This is a genomic window from Kitasatospora sp. NPDC056076 (assembly GCF_042266305.1).
In the GTDB taxonomy this organism is placed as follows: domain Bacteria; phylum Actinomycetota; class Actinomycetes; order Streptomycetales; family Streptomycetaceae; genus Kitasatospora.
Genome location: NZ_JBHJWG010000025.1, coordinates 60,855 through 79,192 on the forward strand (window position 1 = coordinate 60,855; position 18,338 = coordinate 79,192).

Here is an 18,338-nt window from a genome sequence, read left to right on the forward strand (position 1 = left end):
GTTCGCGCTCAGTGTTCGTGCGGGCCGGCGCGGTGCACCGGGCCGTGGGCGTCGGCGCAGTGCTCGGCGGCCGACTCGCCCGGGCCGGCGATCTGCAGCAGCGCGCCCGCCTCGTCCTCGCCGACGTGGTCGACCTGGAGGGTGCTGTGGGTGATGCCGTACTCCTCGGACAGCCGGCGCTGCAGTTCGCGCCGGACGGCGTGGCAGTCGCCGCCGGGGGTGACCAGGATGTGCGCCGACAGGGCCGGCTGGTTGGAGGTGATCTCCCAGATGTGCAGGTCGTGGATCTCCTCGACCAGCGGCTCGGTGACCAGGCGGTCGGCCACCGCGTCCGGGTCGATCCCGGCGGGGGCGGCCTCCAGGAAGATCCGCCCGGAGTCCCGGACCAGCCCGATGCCCGCCTTGAGCATCAGCGCCACCACGATCAGCGAGGCGATCGCGTCGGCCCGGGCGAAGCCGGTGGTCAGCATGACCGCACCGGCCACGGCGGTGGCGATGAAGGCGTAGAGGTCGGTGAGCACGTGCTGGAAGGCGCCCTCGACGTTCAGCGAGCTGCGGTTGGCCTTGGACATGCACCAGGTGGCGGCCAGGTTGACCACGATCCCGATCAGCGCGGTGACCAGCACCAGTGAACCGGTGACCTCGGGCGGGCTGATCAGCCGGGTGATCGCCTCGTAGCCGAGCCAGGCGGAGAGGATCAGCAGGGTGACGCCGTTGGCCTGGGCGGAGAGGATCTCGGCGCGCTTGAGCCCGTAGGTGTAGCCGCCGCGGGCCGGGCGGGCGGAGAGCCGCATGGCGACCAGGGCGAGCACGATCGAGGCGGCGTCGGTGAGCATGTGCGCCGCGTCGGAGATCAGGGCCAGGGACTGGGCGGCGAAGCCGACCACGACCTCGCAGGCCATGAAGACGACGATCAGGGTGAGGGCGCTGACCAGCCAGCGGCGGTCGGCGTCGGCGGCGACGCCGTGGGAGTGGCCGCCGTGGCCCCCGTGGCCGTGCGCGTGGCCGCCGTGCCCTCCGTGGCCGTGGCCCTTCGGGTTCTGGTGGTCATGCGCATGATCATCGTGGGAATGCTCGTGCCCGGCCATCGAAGTCCTCTCTGGACGCACGGGTGGGTGGTGACGGGGTGCGATCGCCCGCACTCGAAGTGAACCGCAGAATCGACAAAGATCCAAAGGCTGTACTGGTGACCGTTGTCGTTGCCGTTCACGCGCCGCGTGTCGGGCCGCTCGGCGCCCGGATTGCCGGTGGCATAGACCCAGGTCAGGGCCGTGATCCCGGGGTCACCTGAACGGGTGAGGCGGGCTTGCGCAGCCGCGCGCCGGTCCGCGACGATCATGGCCCGTGAAGATCGCTACCGCGGAAACCGCCCGCTGGCTCTCCGAACTCGAAGCCACTGCCGAGGAGTTGATGAATCGTCATCTCGCGGCCGCCCGCGAGTGGTTCCCGCACGAGTACGTCCCCTGGAGCCTCGGCCGGGACTTCGACGGCCCGTTGGGCGGCGAGCCCTGGCGCCCCGAGCAGTCCGCGCTGGCACCCGCCGTGCGCTCCGCCCTGGTCGTCAACCTGCTGACCGAGGACAACCTGCCCGGCTACCACTGGACCATCGGCAGCCGGACCTCCCGGGACGGCGCCTGGGGCGCCTGGCTGCACCGGTGGACCGCCGAGGAGGACCGCCATGCCGCCGCCATCCGGGGCTACCTGCACGCCGCCCGCGCCGTCGACCCCGTGGCGCTGGAGCGCTCCCGGATGGCGCACCTCGCCGCCGGCACCGCCCCCGAGCTCGACGGGGTGCTCGGCGTGGTCGCCTACGCCGCCGTCCAGGAGCTCGCCACCCGGGTCAGCCACCGCAACACCGGGCGGCTCAGCGGCGACCCGGTCTGCGAGCGGCTGCTCGCCCGGATCGCCCAGGACGAGAACCTCCACATGGTCTACTACCGCGAACTGCTGCGCGCGGCAGTCGAGGTGGACGCCGACCAGGTGCTCGTCACGCTCGACACCACGATCCGCGACTTCGCCATGCCGGGCCAGGCCATGCCCGGCTTCGGCCGACTGGCCGCCGAGATCGCGGTGGCCGGCGTCTACGACCTGCGGGTGCACCACGACGAGGTGCTCGTCCCGCTGCTGCGCGCCCTCCGGGTGACCGAGCTGACCGGGCTCGGCCCCACCGGCGAACAGGCCCGCGAACGGATCGCCGCCCACCTCGCACGGACCGACGCGCGGGCCGCCCGCTTCGTCGAGCGCCGCGATCAGGCCCTCGCCGTCCGGGCCCGCCGGGCCGGTGCCGGCTGAGAGCACCGCCCGCCCGGGCCTCCGTAGGGCCCGCAAGGCCGCTCGGGCCTCCGCAAGACCGCCCGGGCCCCCGCAAGTCCACCTGGACCTCCGTAAGACCACCCGGACCGACAGACCGCCCGGACCGCAGGACCACCCGGAACAGGATCCGCATGACCGTCACCACGGCCGGCACCACCGCCGCCGACATCGAGTTCCACTACGACCTGGGCAACGACTTCTACGCCCTCTGGCTGGACGAGACCCTCGCCTACACCGCCGCCAAGTGGGACGGCATCCCCCGCGACGCGCCCGACGCCACCTCCCTGCCGCGCGCCCAGCGGGCCAAGCTCGACCACCACCTCGACCTGGTCGGTGCCCGCCCCGGCGACGGCCTGCGGCTGCTCGACGTCGGCTGCGGCTGGGGCGCCATGCTGGCGCACGCGAGCGGCGACGACCGGGTCCGCGAAGCCGTCGGGCTGACCGTCTCCCGCGCCCAGTACGAGTTCCTCGCCGCCCGTGCCCTGCCCGGCGTCGAACCCCGACTGGAGAGCTGGGAGGCCCACGACCCCGACCGGCCGTACGACGCCGTCATGGCGATGGGCTCCTTCGAGCACTTCGCCACCGCCGGGATGAGCCGGGCCGAGCGCCTCGACTGCTACGCCCGCTACTTCGCGGCCTGCCACCGCTGGCTGCGCCCCAGCGGTCGGATGTCGCTGCAGACCATCGCCTACGACGGCGCCGCCGACGGCTCCGGCCCGATCGGCGACTTCGTCGGCAACGACGTCTTCCCGACCGCCCGGCTGCCCCGGCTGAGTGAGATCGCCGCCGCCTGCGACCCGTACTTCTCGGTGGTCGCCCTCACCGCCTCCGCCGAGGACTACGCCCGCACCCTCGCCTCCTGGTCGGCCCGGCTGCTGCGGGCCCGCGAGCAGGCCGAGCAGCTGGTCGGCCCCGAGGGCTACCGGCGGTACCGGCGCTACCTGCGGGCCAGCGAGGTGACCTTCCTGCGCGGCGCGGCCACGCTGTACCGGATCGGCTTCCGGCGGCGCGACGAGCCGTTGCGGCTGTCCGCCTGATGGCCCCGACTCCTGTGGGCCCGACTCCTGCGACCCCGATGCCTGTGAGCTCGGCGCCCGTGCGCTCGACGCCTGCGGCCCCGGCACCCGTGAGCTCGCCGCCCACCACGCGGCGGGCCTGGGCGGCGGTCGCGGTGGTCTGCGCCGCGCTGTTCCTGCTCGGCCTCGACTTCACCGTGCTCAACGTGGCCGTCCCCGGCCTGCGCGCCGACCTCGGCCCGACCCTCGCCGAGACCCAGTGGATCGTGGACGGCTACGCGCTGGCGCTGGGCGGCTGCGTGCTGGCCGGCGGTGCGCTGGGGGACCGGTACGGCCGGCGGCGCGCCTTCCTCGCCGGGCTGGCGCTGTGCGGGGCCGCCTCGGCCGCCGGGGCGCTCGGTACCGGGCCCGCCCAACTGGTCGCCGCGCGCTGCGGGATGGGCCTCGGCGCGGCCCTGTTCATGCCGGCCACCCTGTCCACCGTGGTGCACGTGCTGCGCGAACCGGCCGCCCGGAAGCGGGCGATCGGCATCTGGGCGGCGGTGGCCGGGGTCGGTGCGGTGTTCGGCCCGGTGGCGGGCGGACTGCTGGTCGACCGGTACGGCTGGCAGTCGGCGTTCTGGCTCAACGTCCCGGTCATCGCGGTGATCGGCGCGGCGGCCCTGGTCGCCGTCCCCGAGTCCCGCGCGCCGGAGGCCCGGCCGTTGGACCGGCCCGGGGCGCTGCTGTCCTGTGCCGGACTGCTGGTCCTGGTCTGGGGCGTGATCGAGGCCCCCGGCCGGGGCTGGACCGGCCCCGCCGTGCTCACCGCCTTCGCGATCGCCGTCCTGCTGCTGGCCGCCTTCGTGCGACGCCAACTCCGCTGCGCCGCACCGATGGTGCCGGTCCGGCTGCTGCGCGGCGGGCCGGTCTGGCCGGCCACCACCACGCTCGCGCTGATGTCCTTCGCGATGTTCGGAGCGATGTTCCTGCTCACCCTCTACCTCCAGCAGGTGCGGGGCCTGAGCGCCTGGCAGGCCGGGCTGCGGATGGTCCCGCTGTCCCTGGGGCTCGCCGTCGGCGCGCTCCTCGGGCCTCTGCTGGCACGGCCGTTGGGGGCCAGGGTGCCCTCGGCCGGCGGACTGCTGCTGATCGCCGCCGGATTCGTCCAACTCGGCTGGCTGGCCGCCGACTCGGGGGACGGGCGGGTGCTGCTCTTCGAGGCCCTCGCCGGGCTCGGTGCCGGGCTGCTCGCCCCGGTCGCCACCGAGGTGGTGATGAGCGCCGTCCCGGTCGGCGCGGCCGGGGTCGGCTCGGCGCTCAACGACGCCACCCGGCAGGTCGGTTCGACCCTCGGTGTGGCGGTGCTCGGCTCCGTCCTCGCCACCTCGCTCACCGGCGCCGCCCCCGGCGACCCGGCCGCCTTCACCGACGGTCTGGCGGCAGCCGCCGTCGTCGGCGGGGCGGTGGCCCTGCTCGGCGCCGCGCTGGCCTGGACCCGGCTGCCCGGGCGGCGGACTGCCGCCTCCGCCGTCATCGACACCCTCAACACCCCCAGCTGAAAGGAAACTTCACCATGCCCAGCAGCTACGAGACGATCCGTGCCTGCCTGATCGACGAGTTCGACGTCTCCCCGGCCGTGGTCACCCCCGACGCCACCCTCGCCTCGCTCGCCCTCGACAGCCTCGCCCTGGTCGAACTCTCCCTGGTGGTCGAGGAGAAGCTCGGCGTCACCGTCGCCGACATCGGCCCGGACCGCACCCTCGGCGAACTCGCCGCCCACGCGGACGCCACCCTGGCCCGGGAATCGGTCAGTTGAGCCCGCTGCGTTCCTCTGCCCCGTCCCGTCCGCTGGCCCCGTCCCATTCGATGGTCGCCGTCACCGGACTCGGCCTGGTCACCCCGGCCGGGAGCGGCGCCGACGCCGTCTGGGAGCACTTCCTCGGCGCCGCGCCCACCGCCCGCCCCGACCCCGAACTCCTCGGCCTGAACGTCGACTTCTCCTGCCGGGTCGCCGACTTCGACCCGCCCGCCCTGCTCGGCGGGAGGCTCGCCCGGCGCCTCGACCGGTTCAGCCAGCTGGCCGTGGTCGCCGCCCGCCAGGCCGTCGCCGACGCCGGGCTCGACCCGGCGCACTGGGACGGCACCCGGGTCGGCGTTGTCCTCGGGGTCAGCGCCACCAGCGTGCAGACCCACGTGGTCGAGTACGGCCGGCTCGCCGCGGGCCGGGCCGACCGGATCTCCCCGCTGATGATCCCGCGTTCCATCCCCAACATGGCCGCCGGCGAGGTCAGCCTCGACCTCGGCGCCCTCGGCCCCGGCCTGGTCGTCAGCACCGCCTGCGCCTCCGGCACCAGCGCGCTCGCCCTCGGCAGCGACCTGATCCGGGCCGGAACCTGCGACCTCGTGCTGGCCGGCGGCACCGACAGCGCCCGCTCCGCGATGACCTGCGTCGGCTTCGACCGCCTCGGCGCGCTCTCCCGCCGCCGCCACGACCCGGCCGGCGCCTCCCGGCCCTTCGACGCCGACCGGGACGGCTTCGTCCTCGGCGAAGGAGCGGGCGTCCTGCTGCTCGAACGTACCGACCACGCCCGGGCCCGCGGCGCCCGCGTCCGCGGGTACCTCGCCGGGCACGGCGCCGGCGGCGACGCCCACCACTTCACCGCCCCGCACCCCGGCGGCGACGGATTGGCCCGGGCCGTACGGGCGGCACTCGCCGACGCGGGGCTGGCACCCGAGGAGATCGGGCACGTCAACGCGCACGGCACCGGCACCACGCTCAACGACCCCGCCGAGGCGGCGGCCCTGCGGCAGGTCTTCCGCCGGCCGCCGCCGGTCACCGCCAACAAGAGCGTGATCGGCCACACCATGGGCGCGGCCGGCGCCATCGAGGCGGCCCTCACCGTGCTCGCGCTCCAGCACCGGCTGGTCCCGCCCACCGCCAACCTCGACCGGCTCGACGACGCCATCGGCCTCGACGTGGTCACCAAGGCGCCCCGGCCGGTCGACGCCCCCTCCGCCCTGTCCGTCTCCTGCGGCTTCGGCGGGCAGAACGCCGCCGTCGTCCTCACCGCCGCCTGACCGCCCTCCCGCCCGACCCCGGAGTCCATCCCCCCATGCGCCGCCTCGCCCACCGGCTCGCCCGGCTGTACCTGCGCCTACTCGCCCACCGGCCGCCCACCGACTGGTTCGTCCCGGTCGCCGACGGCCGGTACGGCTCCGCCCCGGACGCCGCCGACCACCCGCTCACCCTGCTGATGCTCGGCGACTCGCTCGCCCAGAGCTTCGGCGCCCACCGCCCCGAGCAGACCCTCGGCGCCCTGCTCGCCACCGGCCTCGCCGAGGGCACCGGCCGACCCGTCGACCTGCGGGTCCACGCCCGGGCCGGCGCCACCACGGCCGCTGTCGGCCGCCAAGTCCTGCGCGCCGCCCGGCTGCGGCCCGGCATCGCCGTACTGATCGTCGGCGGCAACGACGTCCTGCTGCCCGCCCCGCTCGGCCGCGCCGCCCGCCGGCACGCCCACCTCGCCCGCACCCTCCGCGAGGCCGGCTGGCAACTCGTCGTCGTCCCCTGCCCCGACCCCGGCTACGCGCCCGGCTTCCGCACCCCCGTCCGCTGGATCGGCCACCACCGCTCCACCCGCCTCGCCCGCCTCCACACCCGCACCGCCACCCGCACCGACGCCCACCTCGCCCCCACCTCCGGCCCCGAGTTCCACCACCGCGCCGCCCAACTCCTCGGCCCCGACGGCATCCACCCCTCCCCGCACGGCTACGCCACCCACGCCACCCGCATGCTCCCCACCCTCCTCACCGCCGCCACCCACCTCCCCCTCCCCGCCCCCGCCCCAGCAGCCACCCGCTGACCCCCTCGCCCCCACCGCAGAACGACGGCCCGCGCCCCGGCACATCCGGGGCGCGGGCCAACGGGTGCACTCCGCGCAGGAAGTCGGCGAGACCGACTTCCTGCGCGGGAGGGCTGGAGAACCTGCGCAACTGCCCTTCCACGCAAGGGTGATGATCGCACTTTCAGGCGAGGGTGGCCGCGTCCAGGGAAGCTGCGGTGGCGGCGCGGACGAGGGCCTGCATGAGGCGGAGGTCGGTGCCCTGTTCGGGGTGCCACTGGACGCCGATGGTGAAGCCGGGGCCCTCGACGGCCTCCACCGTGCCGTCCGGGGCGAGGGCGCTGACGCGCAGGCCGGTGCCGAGGCGGTCGACGGCCTGGTGGTGGAAGGTGGGCACCTCCAGCTCGGTCTCCGGGAGCAGGCCGCCGACCAGCGTGCCGGGCACCGGGCGGACCAGGTGGGCGCCGTAGCACCCCGGTGTGCCCGCGTGGACGTCCACGTCGAGGACGTCCGGCAGGTGCTGCACCAGCGTCCCGCCGCAGACCACGTTCAGCACCTGCATGCCCCGGCAGATCCCCAGCACCGGCATGCCCGCGGCCAGGGCGCCGCGCAGCAGGGCGACCTCCCAGACGTCGCGTTCCGGGGAGTCGACGTCCGTCAGCGGGTGGGCGGGTTCCCCGTAGTACGCCGGGTCGATGTCCGGTCCGCCGGCGATGACGAGGGCGTCGAGCCGGGCGAGGGCCTCGGGGGCGCGCTCGGGGGCGTCGGGCGGGAGCAGGACGGCGATCCCGCCGGAGTCCTGCACGTAGGCGGTGTACCGCTCCGGCACCAGGGCGACGCGACGGCCGCGCCAGTCGCTCCAACTCGCGTCCACCAGGTAGGTGCTGACACCGATGAAAGGCCTGCGATCCATGGCGCGCATTCTCCTCCCGTACCGTCCGGTACCTCGCCAATCACGCGCCTCGGCGCGCCACACCCGTCCGCCCTCTTCCGCCCCGTGAGCCGCAGGCCGTACGGTTCGCTGTGACCGCTTGATCTCGAAGAGTGATCGTGGAGGAGGAGGGTTTCGGCATGCCCGAGAACGCCATGCCCGAGAACGCCCCCGCGGGTTCGCGGCCCCGGCCGCCACTGACCCTGGACGAGCTGCGGGTCCTGGTGGACGCGGGCGAGGTGCACACCGTCGCGCTCGCCTTCACCGACATGCAGGGCCGGTTGCAGGGAAAACGGTTCGCCGCCCGCTTCTTCCTCGACGAGGTCGCGGAGAACGGCGCCGAGGCCTGCGACTACCTGCTCGCCGTGGACGTCGACCTGAACACCGTGGACGGCTACGCCTTCTCCTCCTGGGCGACCGGCTACGGCGACTTCGCGATGCGCCCCGACCTCGGCACCCTGCGGCTGACGCCCTGGCAGCCCGGCACCGCCCAGGTCACCGCCGACCTGGCCCGGCACGGCGGCCACCCGGTGGACGCCGCCCCGCGCCAGCTGCTGCGCCGCCAGCTCGCCCGGCTCGCCGAGTACGGGCTGAGCGCCGACATCGGCACCGAGCTGGAGTTCCTGGTCTTCCGCGACACCTACGAGCAGGCCTGGCTGGGCGGTTACCGCGGCCTCACCCCGGCGAACCTCTACAACGTGGACTACTCGATGCTGGGCACCGCCCGGGTCGAGCCGCTGCTCGCCCGGATCCGCAACGAGATGGCGGGCGCCGGGCTGACCGTCGAGTCCGCCAAGGGCGAGTGCAACCTCGGCCAGCACGAGATCGCGTTCCGCTACTCCGACGCCCTCACCACCTGCGACCAGCACAGCGTCTACAAGACCGGTGCCAAGGAGATCGCCGCCCAACAGGGCTGCGCGCTCACCTTCATGGCCAAGTACGACGAGCGCGAGGGCAACAGCTGCCACATCCACCTGTCGCTGCGCGACGCCGTCGGCGCCCCCGCCTTCGCCGACCGGGACGGCCGGATGACCGACACCATGCGGCACTTCCTGGCCGGGCAGCTGGCCGCGCTGCGCGAGTTCAGCCTGCTGTACGCGCCGAACATCAACTCCTACAAGCGCTACCGCCCGGGCTCCTTCGCCCCGACCGCCGTCGCCTGGGGCCGGGACAACCGCACCTGCGCCTACCGGGTGGTCGGCCACGGCCCGGCCCTGCGGATGGAGAACCGGGTGCCCGGCGGCGACGTCAACCCCTACCTCGCGGTGGCCGGGATGATCGCGGCCGGACTGGACGGCCTGCAGCGCAAGCTCGACCTGCCCGCGCCCTGCCTGGGCAACGCCTACGGGGTGGAGGAGTACGCCCGGGTGCCCGGATCGCTGCGCGAGGCAGCCGAGTTGTGGGCGGGCAGCGAACTGGCCCGGACGGCCTTCGGGGGCGACGTGGTCGAGCACTACCTGAACATGGCCCGGGTCGAGCAGGCCGCCTACGACGGGACCGTCACCGACTGGGAGCGCTACCGCTCCTTCGAACGGATGTGAGGCGGGACATGACCGAACCGACCGAGAACGTCCCCATCCACACCGAGGAGTGACGGTCCATGACCGAGCAGGACGACATCGTCTGCCGCCGCCTGGTCGGCCGCACCGCCGTGGTCACCGGCGCGGGCAGCGGGATCGGTCTGGCCGCGGCCCGCCGGCTTGCCGCGGAGGGCGCCAGGGTGGTCTGCGCGGACCTGGACGAGGAGAGCGGACGGGCGGCCGCCAAGGCGGTCGGCGGGCTGTTCGTGCACACCGACGTCACCGACCCGTCCATGGTCGAGGCGCTGTTCGACGAGGCGTACGAGACCTGCGGCAGCGTGGACGTCGCGTTCAACAACGCGGGCATCTCCCCACCGGAGGACGACTCGATCCTGACCACCGGGCTGGACGCCTGGCGCAAGGTCCAGGAGGTCAACCTGACCTCGGTCTACCTGTGTTGCAAGGCCGCACTGCCGTACATGCGCCGGCACGGGCGCGGCTCGATCATCAACACCGCCAGCTTCGTGGCCCGGATGGGCGCGGCCACCTCGCAGATCTCGTACACCGCGTCCAAGGGCGGGGTGCTGGCGATGTCCCGCGAGCTGGGCGTGCAGTTCGCCCGGGAGGGCATCCGGGTCAACGCGCTGTCGCCCGGGCCGGTGGACACCCCGCTGCTGCGCGAACTGTTCGCCGCGGACCCGGAGCGCGCGGCCCGCCGACTGGTGCACATCCCGCTCGGCCGGTTCGCCCGGGCCGAGGAGATCGCGGCCGCGGTGGCCTTCCTCGCCAGCGACGACTCCTCGTTCATCACCGCGAGCGAGTTCCTGGTGGACGGCGGCATCTCCGGGGCGTACGTCACCCCGCTGTAGGCCCGCGCCCCTGCCCCGTCGGGGGTTCTCACCGTAATCTCATCGAAAACCTCCGGAATTCCCGGCTGCGCTGATTTCGCGTTTATCCGGCTACCTTTAGATTCTTTCTGTGAGCGAGCAGATCCCCGCCGGGTGGTACCCGGACCCGAAGAACGCCGGCGACCCGAGACCGCAGCGCTGGTGGGACGGCAAGGGCTGGACGGCCGACACCCGGCCCGCACCCTCGGACGCCCCGCAGCCGGAGTCCCCGGCCGCGGCGGCCCCGGGGCCGGAGACGGCCGAACAGCCCAGGGTGCTGGAGGGCGAGGTCCTGGACAGCGGCCCGACGGTCCGCTACCCGGAACCGCCGCCCTTCGGCACCGCCTACGGGATGCCCGGCGCGCCCGGCGAGCTGCCGCGCAAGCCGCGCCGCAAGCCGTCCAAGCTGGTGGTGGCCACCGTCGTGGCCGCCGTGCTCGGCCTGGGCGCCGGCTCGGGGATCACCTACCTGGCGATGGACGGCCACGACAACGGTCGGCCGCAGCGCAGCGCCGCCCGCAACCAGCCGGCCCCGAACGGCGACGGACCGTTCGGCTTCCCCGGCTTCGGCGGCGGCGGCAACGGCGCCAACGGGGGCAACGGCGGCGGGAACGGCGGCGGTGGCAACGGCGGCAACGGCGGGAGCGGCAACCCCGGCGGTGGCGGCGGCAGCGGCAACGGCAGCGGGAAGTCCAGGCCGGGCGCCAACAAGGCGATCGACCTGGTGAACGGGCTCACCCTGCCCACCCCCTCCGGCTGGCAGGCGGGCACCACCAACGACGGCTATGCCGCGCTGAGCATCGGCGCCTACAAGTGCCCGGACGGCACCGACAGCTGCACCCTCGGCGGGGTGAACACCGGCCGGATCAGCGGCGGCGGCACCGACGCCCAGGCGGCGGCGAAGGCCGACATCGACAAGGCCGTCAAGGACTCCTACGGCGATGTCACCGGCCACCAGGAGCTCAAGTCCGAGGCCGTGAAGGTCAACGGCCAGGACGGCTACCTGGTCCGCTGGAAGGTGGACGCCGCCAAGGGCAACAGCGGCTACGTCCAGACCGTGGTCTTCCCGACCGCGGACGGCAAGGCGCTGGTCTCGGTGCACTTCGGCTTCGACATCGCCGACAAGGCACCGGACGTCGCCGTGATGGACACCATCGTGAAGGGCATCACCGACTTCAAGGGCAAGATCCCGGGCCTGCCCGGCCTGCCGGGCTCCGGCTCCGGTGCGGGCGGTGGTTCCGGCGCGGGCGGCGGCTCCGGCAACGGCAGTGGCTCCGGGTCCGGCAGCAGCCCGGACGGCGGCCCGGACGTCTCCGGTACGGCCACCACCTGAGCCCCCCGCTCCTCACACCGTGACGGCCCGCCCGGGAGGAACCCTCCCGGGCGGGCCGTCGCCGTTCACCTCACGGCGCGGGCGCCGGTGGAGCCACGGAACCGGGCCGGACGGGGGTGGGCCGGCCCGGCCCCGCGCCGTCCGGCGTCAGGAGTCGCGTCGAACAGCCTCGACGCGACGGCGCCGGAGCACCATGCCCGCCCAGCCGACCCCGAGCGCGGCGGCACCGGCGAGCAGCAGCGGCCCGGTGGCGGAGGTGCCGCCCACGGCCGCCGAGGTGGTCGGGAGGGGCTGGCCGGCCGGGGCGTTCGGGTCCCCGCCGTGCCCGTGGTGGGCGACCGTGGACTTGGGGGCGTCGGCGGCGATCTGGGCGTCGCTCGGCGCGGCCGGGGCGGCGAACGAGGAGACGGCCGGGGCCCCGGCCGCGCTGGCGGACTTGCCGAAGTCGACGTCCGAGCAGCTGTAGAACGCCTCCGGGCTGTCGCTGCGCTGCCAGATCATGTAGAGCAGCTGGCGGCCGGTGCGCTGCGGCAGGGTGCCAGGGTAGGTGTAGTACCCGTTGGTGGCGGTGCGGTCTACCTGCACCTGGGCCACCGGCGTCGGGTCGAGGTCCGACCACTTGAGCGGCTTGGTCGGGTCGTAGCCCGGCTTGGTGATGTACACGGTCTGGGTGCCGACGTGCGGCGCGGTGGTGCGGAACTGGAAGGTGAAGCTGCCGGCGCTGACCGGGGTGGCCGGCCAGTCGGTGCGGGGCCAGTCCAGGGCCGCGTACTTGTCGCGGTTGGCCGAGCAGAGCTTGCCGTCCGGGATCAGCGCCTGGTGGTTGCCGTTGGCGTTGGCGATGTTGACCTCGTTCCAGTCGTACAGCGGCTGGGTGCCGCTCGCGGCGACGAGGTCCTTGCAGACCTGGGACACCGGGTGCTCGGGGCCCTCGGCGTAGCAGGCGGCGATCCGGCTGACCGGTCCGGTCATGGTGCCGTGGGCACTGGCGGTGCCGGCGGTGGTCGCGGCCACCGCGAGGACGGCGGCGCCGACCACGCCGACGGACAGGGCACTTCGCTTGATGGACATGGGGTGGGGACTCCTTGGCCGTCGTTCCGGGCGGGTGTGGGGGAGCGGACACGCCTGCCCGTTCGGGGGCCGCCGGCCCGGATCGCGGACCCCCGGCCAGAGCGTAGGATTGGTCTGGACCATAAGGCAATAGCTCGGCGTGATGCGGTTATTGACGGACTGTAGGCGCCCGAGCAGCACAAAGGCCCGATGGGACACCGGGGTTAGGTGTTCCATCGGGCCCGCTTAAGGCTGGGGAAAGGTCAGCGCTGCACCGTGTTGATGGTGCCGGCCTGGATCACGTCTCCGTTGTTGCCGCCGCTGATCGTGTTGTAGACGTACGTCGAGCCGGGCTCCTGCTGGGGGGTGAACTCCGCCAGGATCTCCCGGAGTTCGCCCGCCGCCTCCGGGTGCTCGCGGAACAGCCGACGCAGCCGGGTGCGCAGCACGGCCGTCTGGTCCGCCAGCGACTCCTCGTCGTCGCCGGCCTCCAGCACCTCGGCCCGGATCACCTCCAGCTCGGTGCTGGTCGCCTCGTCCTCCGTGCCGCGCCCGAACATCCGGGAGACCCGCGAACTGACCTGCTGCCAGGCCGCGGTGGCCATCAGCCCGGCCAGCGAAGAGGCACCCGACGTCACCATCTGCTGGACGATCTCGGCTTCCATGCTGCTCCCTCGTCGTTCGTCGTGTCGCCACCACGGTAGGGCAGGGCCGGACGAACCGTCAGAGGAACGCCTTCCCCTCGCCCCGGTACGTGGGGACGGTCCGGACGATCCGGTCCCCCTCGATCAGGTGCAGTTCGGCGAAGCGCTCGCACAGCTCGCCCGCCTTGGCGTGCCGGAACCAGACCCGGTCGCCGATCAGCAGGTCGTCGGCGGCCGGGCCGATCAGCGGGGTCTGCACCTCGCCGGCGCCCTCCATCGGGTCGTACTGCAGGCCCGGCGGCAGGTACGGCACGGGGGCGCGGTCCGGTCCGGTCGGGCCGGAGGCCGGGTAGCCGCCGCCGAGCACCGTGACCACCCCGACGCCGGGGCGGCGCACCACGGGCTGGCCGAACAGGGCGGCCGGGCGGCCCCGGAAGGCGCGGTAGTTGTCGAACAGCTGCGGCTGGTAGAGCCCGGAGCCGGCGGCGACCTCGGTGACGGCCCGCTCGGCGACGGTGGACTCCACGCTGCCGGTGCCGCCGCCGTTGACGAACTCCAGCTCGGTGACCTGACTCAGCCGCCGCACCACGGCCGCGCGCCGCTCGGCCAGTTCGGTCCGGGCCCGGCTCTGCATCAGCCGGACCACCTGGGAGCGCACCGGGCGCCCCGGCACCCGGTCCCCGACCCCGGCGACGTGTCCCTCGTACGCCATCAGGCCGACCACCCGGAACCCGGCCCGGCGCTGGACGAGTTCGGCGAAGGCGCCGAGCTCCTCCGGGGTGCGCAGCGGTGAGCGCCGGGCGCCCACCCGGACCCGGCCGCCGAACAGGTGCAGCGCGGTGTCCAGTTCCAGGCAGACCCGGACCTCGGCGTCGCCGCTGCGGGCCTTGTCGATCAGGTCCAGCTGGGCCGGGTCGTCCAGGACGACGGTGACCCGCTCGGCCAGCTCCTGGTCGCCGGTCAGTTCGGCGTAGCCCGCGCGGTCGGTGGAGGGGTACGCGAGCAGGACGTCGCGCACGCCGGTGCGGGCCAGCCAGAGCGACTCGTCCAGGGTGAAGCTCATCACCCCGGCGAAGCCGTCCACGGCCAACGCCCGGTCCAGCAGGGCCCGGCAACGCAGGGACTTGCTGGCGACCCGGATCGGCTTGCCGCCCGCCCGGCGCACCAGGTCGGCGGCGTTGGCGTCGAAGGCGGCGAGGTCCACGACGGCCACCGGTCCGTCCAGATGGGCGGTGGCCCGGTCGTAGCGGTGCCGGTCCGTGACAGGGGTGCGCGCAACGAGGATGGGCATGGGCGCAGGGTGCCACAGCGCGCTACCCGTGGGTAGAGGTTGTGTGCACGGAAATGCGGGTGGCGGTGCCCGGTGGCATAGGGTCGGCGGGGTGGACCGCAAAGACTTCTCCAACCCGGCGTTCGTCGGCAAGAGCATCCCGAATCCCGGCTTCTCCGACGACGACGGCACGGCGGACGCGGCCCTGACGGCAGCGCTGGCCCGCTGGTCGCAGGACCGTACGGCGGAGCCCGAGGTGCTGGCGGCACTGACCCCGACCCGGTTGATGGTCCCGATCGTGGCCGTCCTGGGCGAGGTCGAGGTGGACGAGCACGGGCACAAGCACGACAAGTCCAGTGACATGGCCGTCCCGGTGCTGGAGGCCCCGGACGGGCGCCGCGCGCTGCCGGCCTTCACGTCACTGGCGGCGCTGGCCCGCTGGCGGGCCGATGCCCGCCCGGCGCCGACCGCGGCTCCGCAGGCGGCGATGGTCGCCTTCTCCGAGCGCGCCGACACCCTGGTGATCGACCCGGCCGGGCCGGTGCCGTTCCTGCTGTCGGGTGCCCGGTTGCGGGCACTGGCGGAGAACCGGCCGTACCTGCCGCCGGTCCGGGACCCGGACGTGCGGGAGGCGGTCCGGGCGCTGCTGGCGGCCGAGCCCGAGGTGGCCGGCGGGGTGCTGGCGCCGGCGGAGGACTCGGACGGGGTGCTCGCGGTGGTGTTCGACCCGGCGCTGGACCAGGCGGGGCTGCAGGAGGCCGCGCAGCGGGTCGGCCGGGCGGTGGCCGGGGATCCGGTGCTGCGGGTGCGGCTGGACCGGGGGCTGGACCTCGCGGTGCTGCCGGCGAGCGCCCAGCTGCCGGGGGAGCCGCTGTACCGGCGCTAGGCACGACGCACAAAGGCTGGCATCTACCAAATTTGGTAGGTGCCAGCCTTTGTGATCTCGATCAGGAGTACACCGGCCCGGTGAACTTCTCGCCCGGCCCGGTGCCCGGCGCGTCCGGCACCAGCGAGGCCTCGCGGAAGGCCAGCTGGAGCGAGCGCAGCCCGTCGCGCAGCGGGGCGGCGTGGAAGTTGCTGATCTCCGGGGCGCCGGCGGTGACCAGCCCGGCGAGGGCGGTGATCAGCTTGCGGGCCTCGTCGAGGTCCTTGTCCTTCTCGCCGCCCTCGGCCAGACCGCACTTGACCGCGGCCGCGCTCATCAGGTGCACCGCGACGGTGGTGATCACCTCGACCGCCGGGACCTCGGCGATGTCGCGGGTGAGGTCGTCGAAGCCGATCGCGTCGTCGTCCGTGCCGGGGGTCTGGGTGGGCTCGCTGCTCAAGGGGGGCTCGTTCCGTCGTGCGGTGTGGGTACAGGTGGAGCGTACAAGGGGGCCGGAACGCGCCGGGAGGGCAGTGCGCCGCGCCGGAGTCCGGCGGAGCGGGGGCGGAATAGCGTTCGACAGCGCGACGCTGTAAGCTTCGAGACTGACCGGCCGGGCTCCCTCATGGGCACCTGGCCAGCAAGTGGAGGCTCCACCCAGGAGGCCCGAGAGGGCAACCGCGAAAGTCTCCCACCCGATCGGCCTCGCGGTCGACGGGTCCCGGTCCGCGACGGGCGCCGAGGCGCCGAGTCGCCCGCAGCGTCCCTCACCGGATGCCGCCCCCGGATGTGTGGAGCCCCGCTTGTACCGAGCGGGGCTTTTTTCGTGTCGCGGTGCACGCGGTGCCGAGAGGTACCGGGCAGCGCAGCACGAATGAAGCCCCGCCCAGTGGTCGAGTCCACTACGTGCGACCGCCGTCCGACGGCCGCATCGCAGAAGGTGCAACCGAGGAGGCCCCATCAGCACCGAGCCCCGCATCAACGACCGGATCCGCGTTCCGGAGGTGCGACTCGTCGGTCCCAGCGGCGAGCAGGTCGGCATCGTGCCGCTTGCCAAGGCGCTGGAGCTCGCGCAGGAGTACGACCTCGACCTGGTCGAGGTCGCGGCGACCGCCCGGCCGCCGGTGTGCAAGCTCATGGACTACGGCAAGTTCAAGTACGAGTCGGCCATGAAGGCCCGTGAGGCGCGCAAGAACCAGGCGCACACGGTCATCAAGGAGATGAAGCTCCGGCCGAAGATCGACCCGCACGACTATGACACCAAGAAGGGTCACGTCGTCCGGTTCCTCAAGCAGGGCGACAAGGTCAAGATCACGATCATGTTCCGTGGTCGTGAGCAGTCCCGCCCCGAGCTGGGCTTCCGTCTGCTGCAGCGGCTCGCCGACGACGTCCAGGACCTGGGCTTCGTCGAGTCCTCGCCGAAGCAGGACGGCCGGAACATGATCATGGTTCTTGGCCCGCACAAGAAGAAGACCGAGGCGATGGCCGAGGCCCGCGCCCTCGCGGACGCCCGCAAGGCCGAGCGACTGGGCCGGACCCCCGGCTCCGACGCCGCCGCGGACGACGACGACCTGCTGGCCGACGACCTGCTGGCCGACGACCTGGTGGTCGACGACGCCGAGGTCGAGGACGCCGAGACCGAGGCGCAGGACGCCCCGGCCGAGGAGCCGGCCGCCGAGGCCGAGGCCCCGGTCGAGCAGCCGGCCGCTTCCCAGGGCGCCTGAGCCGCAAGGCTCACTGTCCGGGTTCGGCCCCCAGGGTGACGGGGCGTCCCGCCCGGTCACCACAGATCCATCCAGTTCACGCCCGCGCGGCGCAGGTCGCGCGGGCGTGGACGGGACTGACGAGGAGATACGGCGAAATGCCGAAGCAGAAGACGCACAGTGGCGCCAGCAAGCGCTTCAAGATCAGTGGCTCTGGCAAGGTGCTGCGCGAGCGCGCCGGCCGCCGCCACCTCCTGGAGCACAAGCCCTCGACGCTGACCCGCAAGCTGGCCGGGACCGTCGAGCTGGCCCCCGCTGACGCCAAGAAGATCAAGAAGCTTCTCGGCAAGTGATCGCCCTCCCGCCCGGTGCGAGCCGTGTGCGGGGCAGCTGATCCTTCCCGACCCATTCGAATGACGGACCACGTGAAGTAGTCCGTGGTCCAACCCAAGGAGTAATCAAGTGGCACGCGTCAAGCGGGCAGTCAACGCCCACAAGAAGCGCCGGGTCATCCTGGAGCGCGCCAGCGGCTACCGTGGCCAGCGCTCGCGCCTGTACCGCAAGGCCAAGGAGCAGGTCACCCACTCGCTGGTCTACAACTTCAACGACCGCAAGAAGCGCAAGGGCGACTTCCGTCAGCTGTGGATCCAGCGCATCAACGCTGCGGCCCGTGCCAACGGCATCACCTACAACCGCTTCGTGCAGGGCCTCAAGGCCGCCAGCGTCGAGATCGACCGCAAGATGCTGGCCGACCTGGCCGTCAACGACCCGGGTGCGTTCGCCTCCCTGGTCGAGGTCGCCCAGAAGGCGCTGCCGGCCGACGTGAACGCCCCGAAGGCTGCCGCCGACGCCGCCTGATCTTCCGAGATCGGTTGAGCTCTGACCGGACCCGCAGGCTCTCCTGCGGGTCCGGTTCTGCGTTCCCCCCACCTCCAGCCTCCGTCAGCCTCCGTCAGCCGACGGCGCCTCCAGAGAACGAGAC

At 73.6% G+C, this 18,338-nt stretch carries 19 protein-coding genes; 13 read left to right on the top strand and 6 right to left on the bottom strand.

The window, feature by feature from the left end; translation table 11 throughout:
* Positions 1–8: 8 nt before the first annotated feature.
* Positions 9–1,088 carry a cation diffusion facilitator family transporter gene (locus tag ACFC1T_RS21490; RefSeq protein ID WP_375890858.1) on the bottom strand — a complete coding sequence of 360 codons (1,080 nt, stop codon included), beginning with the start codon at positions 1,086–1,088 and terminating at the stop codon, positions 9–11.
* A 256-nt stretch (positions 1,089–1,344) separates the two neighbouring features.
* Here ACFC1T_RS21490 and ACFC1T_RS21495 point away from each other — a divergent pair, with 256 nt between their 5' ends.
* The 6 genes from ACFC1T_RS21495 (at position 1,345) to ACFC1T_RS21520 (ending at position 7,174) form a co-directional block, all read left to right on the top strand.
* Positions 1,345–2,292, top strand: a complete 948-nt coding sequence (locus tag ACFC1T_RS21495; protein WP_375890860.1) for an acyl-ACP desaturase — start codon at positions 1,345–1,347, stop codon at positions 2,290–2,292.
* Positions 2,293–2,444: 152 nt separating this feature from the next.
* Entirely contained in the window at positions 2,445–3,350 is a 906-nt protein-coding gene (locus tag ACFC1T_RS21500; RefSeq protein ID WP_375890862.1) for a class I SAM-dependent methyltransferase, read from the top strand.
* A gap of 89 nt (positions 3,351–3,439) precedes the next feature.
* Complete coding sequence (locus tag ACFC1T_RS21505; protein ID WP_375890864.1) at positions 3,440–4,870, top strand: MFS transporter; 1,431 nt, start codon at positions 3,440–3,442, stop codon at positions 4,868–4,870.
* A gap of 14 nt (positions 4,871–4,884) precedes the next feature.
* Entirely contained in the window at positions 4,885–5,127 is a 243-nt protein-coding gene (locus tag ACFC1T_RS21510; protein ID WP_375890866.1) for an acyl carrier protein, read from the top strand.
* Positions 5,128–5,177: 50 nt separating this feature from the next.
* A complete protein-coding gene (locus ACFC1T_RS21515) occupies positions 5,178–6,389 on the top strand; it encodes a beta-ketoacyl-[acyl-carrier-protein] synthase family protein (protein WP_375890868.1) in 1,212 nt (403 codons plus the stop codon).
* Between the two features lie 35 nt (positions 6,390–6,424).
* On the top strand, positions 6,425–7,174 hold the full coding sequence (locus tag ACFC1T_RS21520) for an SGNH/GDSL hydrolase family protein (protein ID WP_375890870.1): 750 nt from the start codon (positions 6,425–6,427) through the stop codon (positions 7,172–7,174).
* Between the two features lie 163 nt (positions 7,175–7,337).
* Here ACFC1T_RS21520 and ACFC1T_RS21525 read toward each other — a convergent pair whose 3' ends face one another.
* Positions 7,338–8,066: a gamma-glutamyl-gamma-aminobutyrate hydrolase family protein gene (locus ACFC1T_RS21525; RefSeq protein WP_375890872.1), complete on the bottom strand. Its 729-nt coding sequence runs from the start codon at positions 8,064–8,066 to the stop codon at positions 7,338–7,340.
* Between the two features lie 158 nt (positions 8,067–8,224).
* Here ACFC1T_RS21525 and ACFC1T_RS21530 point away from each other — a divergent pair, with 158 nt between their 5' ends.
* From ACFC1T_RS21530 to ACFC1T_RS21540, 3 genes are all read left to right on the top strand, one after another.
* Positions 8,225–9,625 (top strand): glutamine synthetase family protein, encoded by a 1,401-nt coding sequence (locus ACFC1T_RS21530; RefSeq protein ID WP_375890874.1) that lies wholly within the window; start codon positions 8,225–8,227, stop codon positions 9,623–9,625.
* Positions 9,626–9,684: 59 nt separating this feature from the next.
* Positions 9,685–10,473, top strand: coding sequence for a 3-oxoacyl-ACP reductase (locus ACFC1T_RS21535; RefSeq protein WP_375890876.1), 789 nt, complete (start codon positions 9,685–9,687; stop codon positions 10,471–10,473).
* A 109-nt stretch (positions 10,474–10,582) separates the two neighbouring features.
* On the top strand, positions 10,583–11,824 hold the full coding sequence (locus ACFC1T_RS21540; RefSeq protein WP_375890878.1) for a DUF2510 domain-containing protein: 1,242 nt from the start codon (positions 10,583–10,585) through the stop codon (positions 11,822–11,824).
* Positions 11,825–11,971: 147 nt separating this feature from the next.
* On the opposite strand, the gene ACFC1T_RS21545 is transcribed toward ACFC1T_RS21540, so the two are convergent.
* From ACFC1T_RS21545 to ACFC1T_RS21555, 3 genes are all read right to left on the bottom strand, one after another.
* Positions 11,972–12,895, bottom strand: coding sequence for a lytic polysaccharide monooxygenase (locus tag ACFC1T_RS21545; protein WP_375890880.1), 924 nt, complete (start codon positions 12,893–12,895; stop codon positions 11,972–11,974).
* A 242-nt stretch (positions 12,896–13,137) separates the two neighbouring features.
* Complete coding sequence (locus tag ACFC1T_RS21550; protein WP_375890882.1) at positions 13,138–13,539, bottom strand: hypothetical protein; 402 nt, start codon at positions 13,537–13,539, stop codon at positions 13,138–13,140.
* Between the two features lie 58 nt (positions 13,540–13,597).
* Entirely contained in the window at positions 13,598–14,809 is a 1,212-nt protein-coding gene (locus ACFC1T_RS21555) for an amino acid deaminase/aldolase (RefSeq protein ID WP_375890884.1), read from the bottom strand.
* 91 nt (positions 14,810–14,900) lie between these two features.
* On the opposite strand from ACFC1T_RS21555, the gene ACFC1T_RS21560 reads away from it, so the two are divergent.
* A complete protein-coding gene (locus tag ACFC1T_RS21560; RefSeq protein ID WP_375890885.1) occupies positions 14,901–15,674 on the top strand; it encodes an SseB family protein in 774 nt (257 codons plus the stop codon).
* 61 nt (positions 15,675–15,735) lie between these two features.
* Here ACFC1T_RS21560 and ACFC1T_RS21565 read toward each other — a convergent pair whose 3' ends face one another.
* Positions 15,736–16,113: a DUF1844 domain-containing protein gene (locus tag ACFC1T_RS21565; protein ID WP_360230223.1), complete on the bottom strand. Its 378-nt coding sequence runs from the start codon at positions 16,111–16,113 to the stop codon at positions 15,736–15,738.
* A 499-nt stretch (positions 16,114–16,612) separates the two neighbouring features.
* Between ACFC1T_RS21565 and infC the strand changes: the two genes are divergently transcribed.
* The 3 genes from infC (at position 16,613) to rplT (ending at position 18,214) form a co-directional block, all read left to right on the top strand.
* Complete coding sequence (gene infC / locus ACFC1T_RS21570; RefSeq protein WP_375890948.1) at positions 16,613–17,377, top strand: translation initiation factor IF-3; 765 nt, start codon at positions 16,613–16,615, stop codon at positions 17,375–17,377.
* Positions 17,378–17,514: 137 nt separating this feature from the next.
* On the top strand, positions 17,515–17,709 hold the full coding sequence (gene rpmI / locus ACFC1T_RS21575) for a 50S ribosomal protein L35 (protein WP_030055648.1): 195 nt from the start codon (positions 17,515–17,517) through the stop codon (positions 17,707–17,709).
* Positions 17,710–17,818: 109 nt separating this feature from the next.
* A complete protein-coding gene (gene rplT, locus ACFC1T_RS21580; protein ID WP_030055649.1) occupies positions 17,819–18,214 on the top strand; it encodes a 50S ribosomal protein L20 in 396 nt (131 codons plus the stop codon).
* The last annotated feature ends 124 nt before the right edge of the window (positions 18,215–18,338 follow it).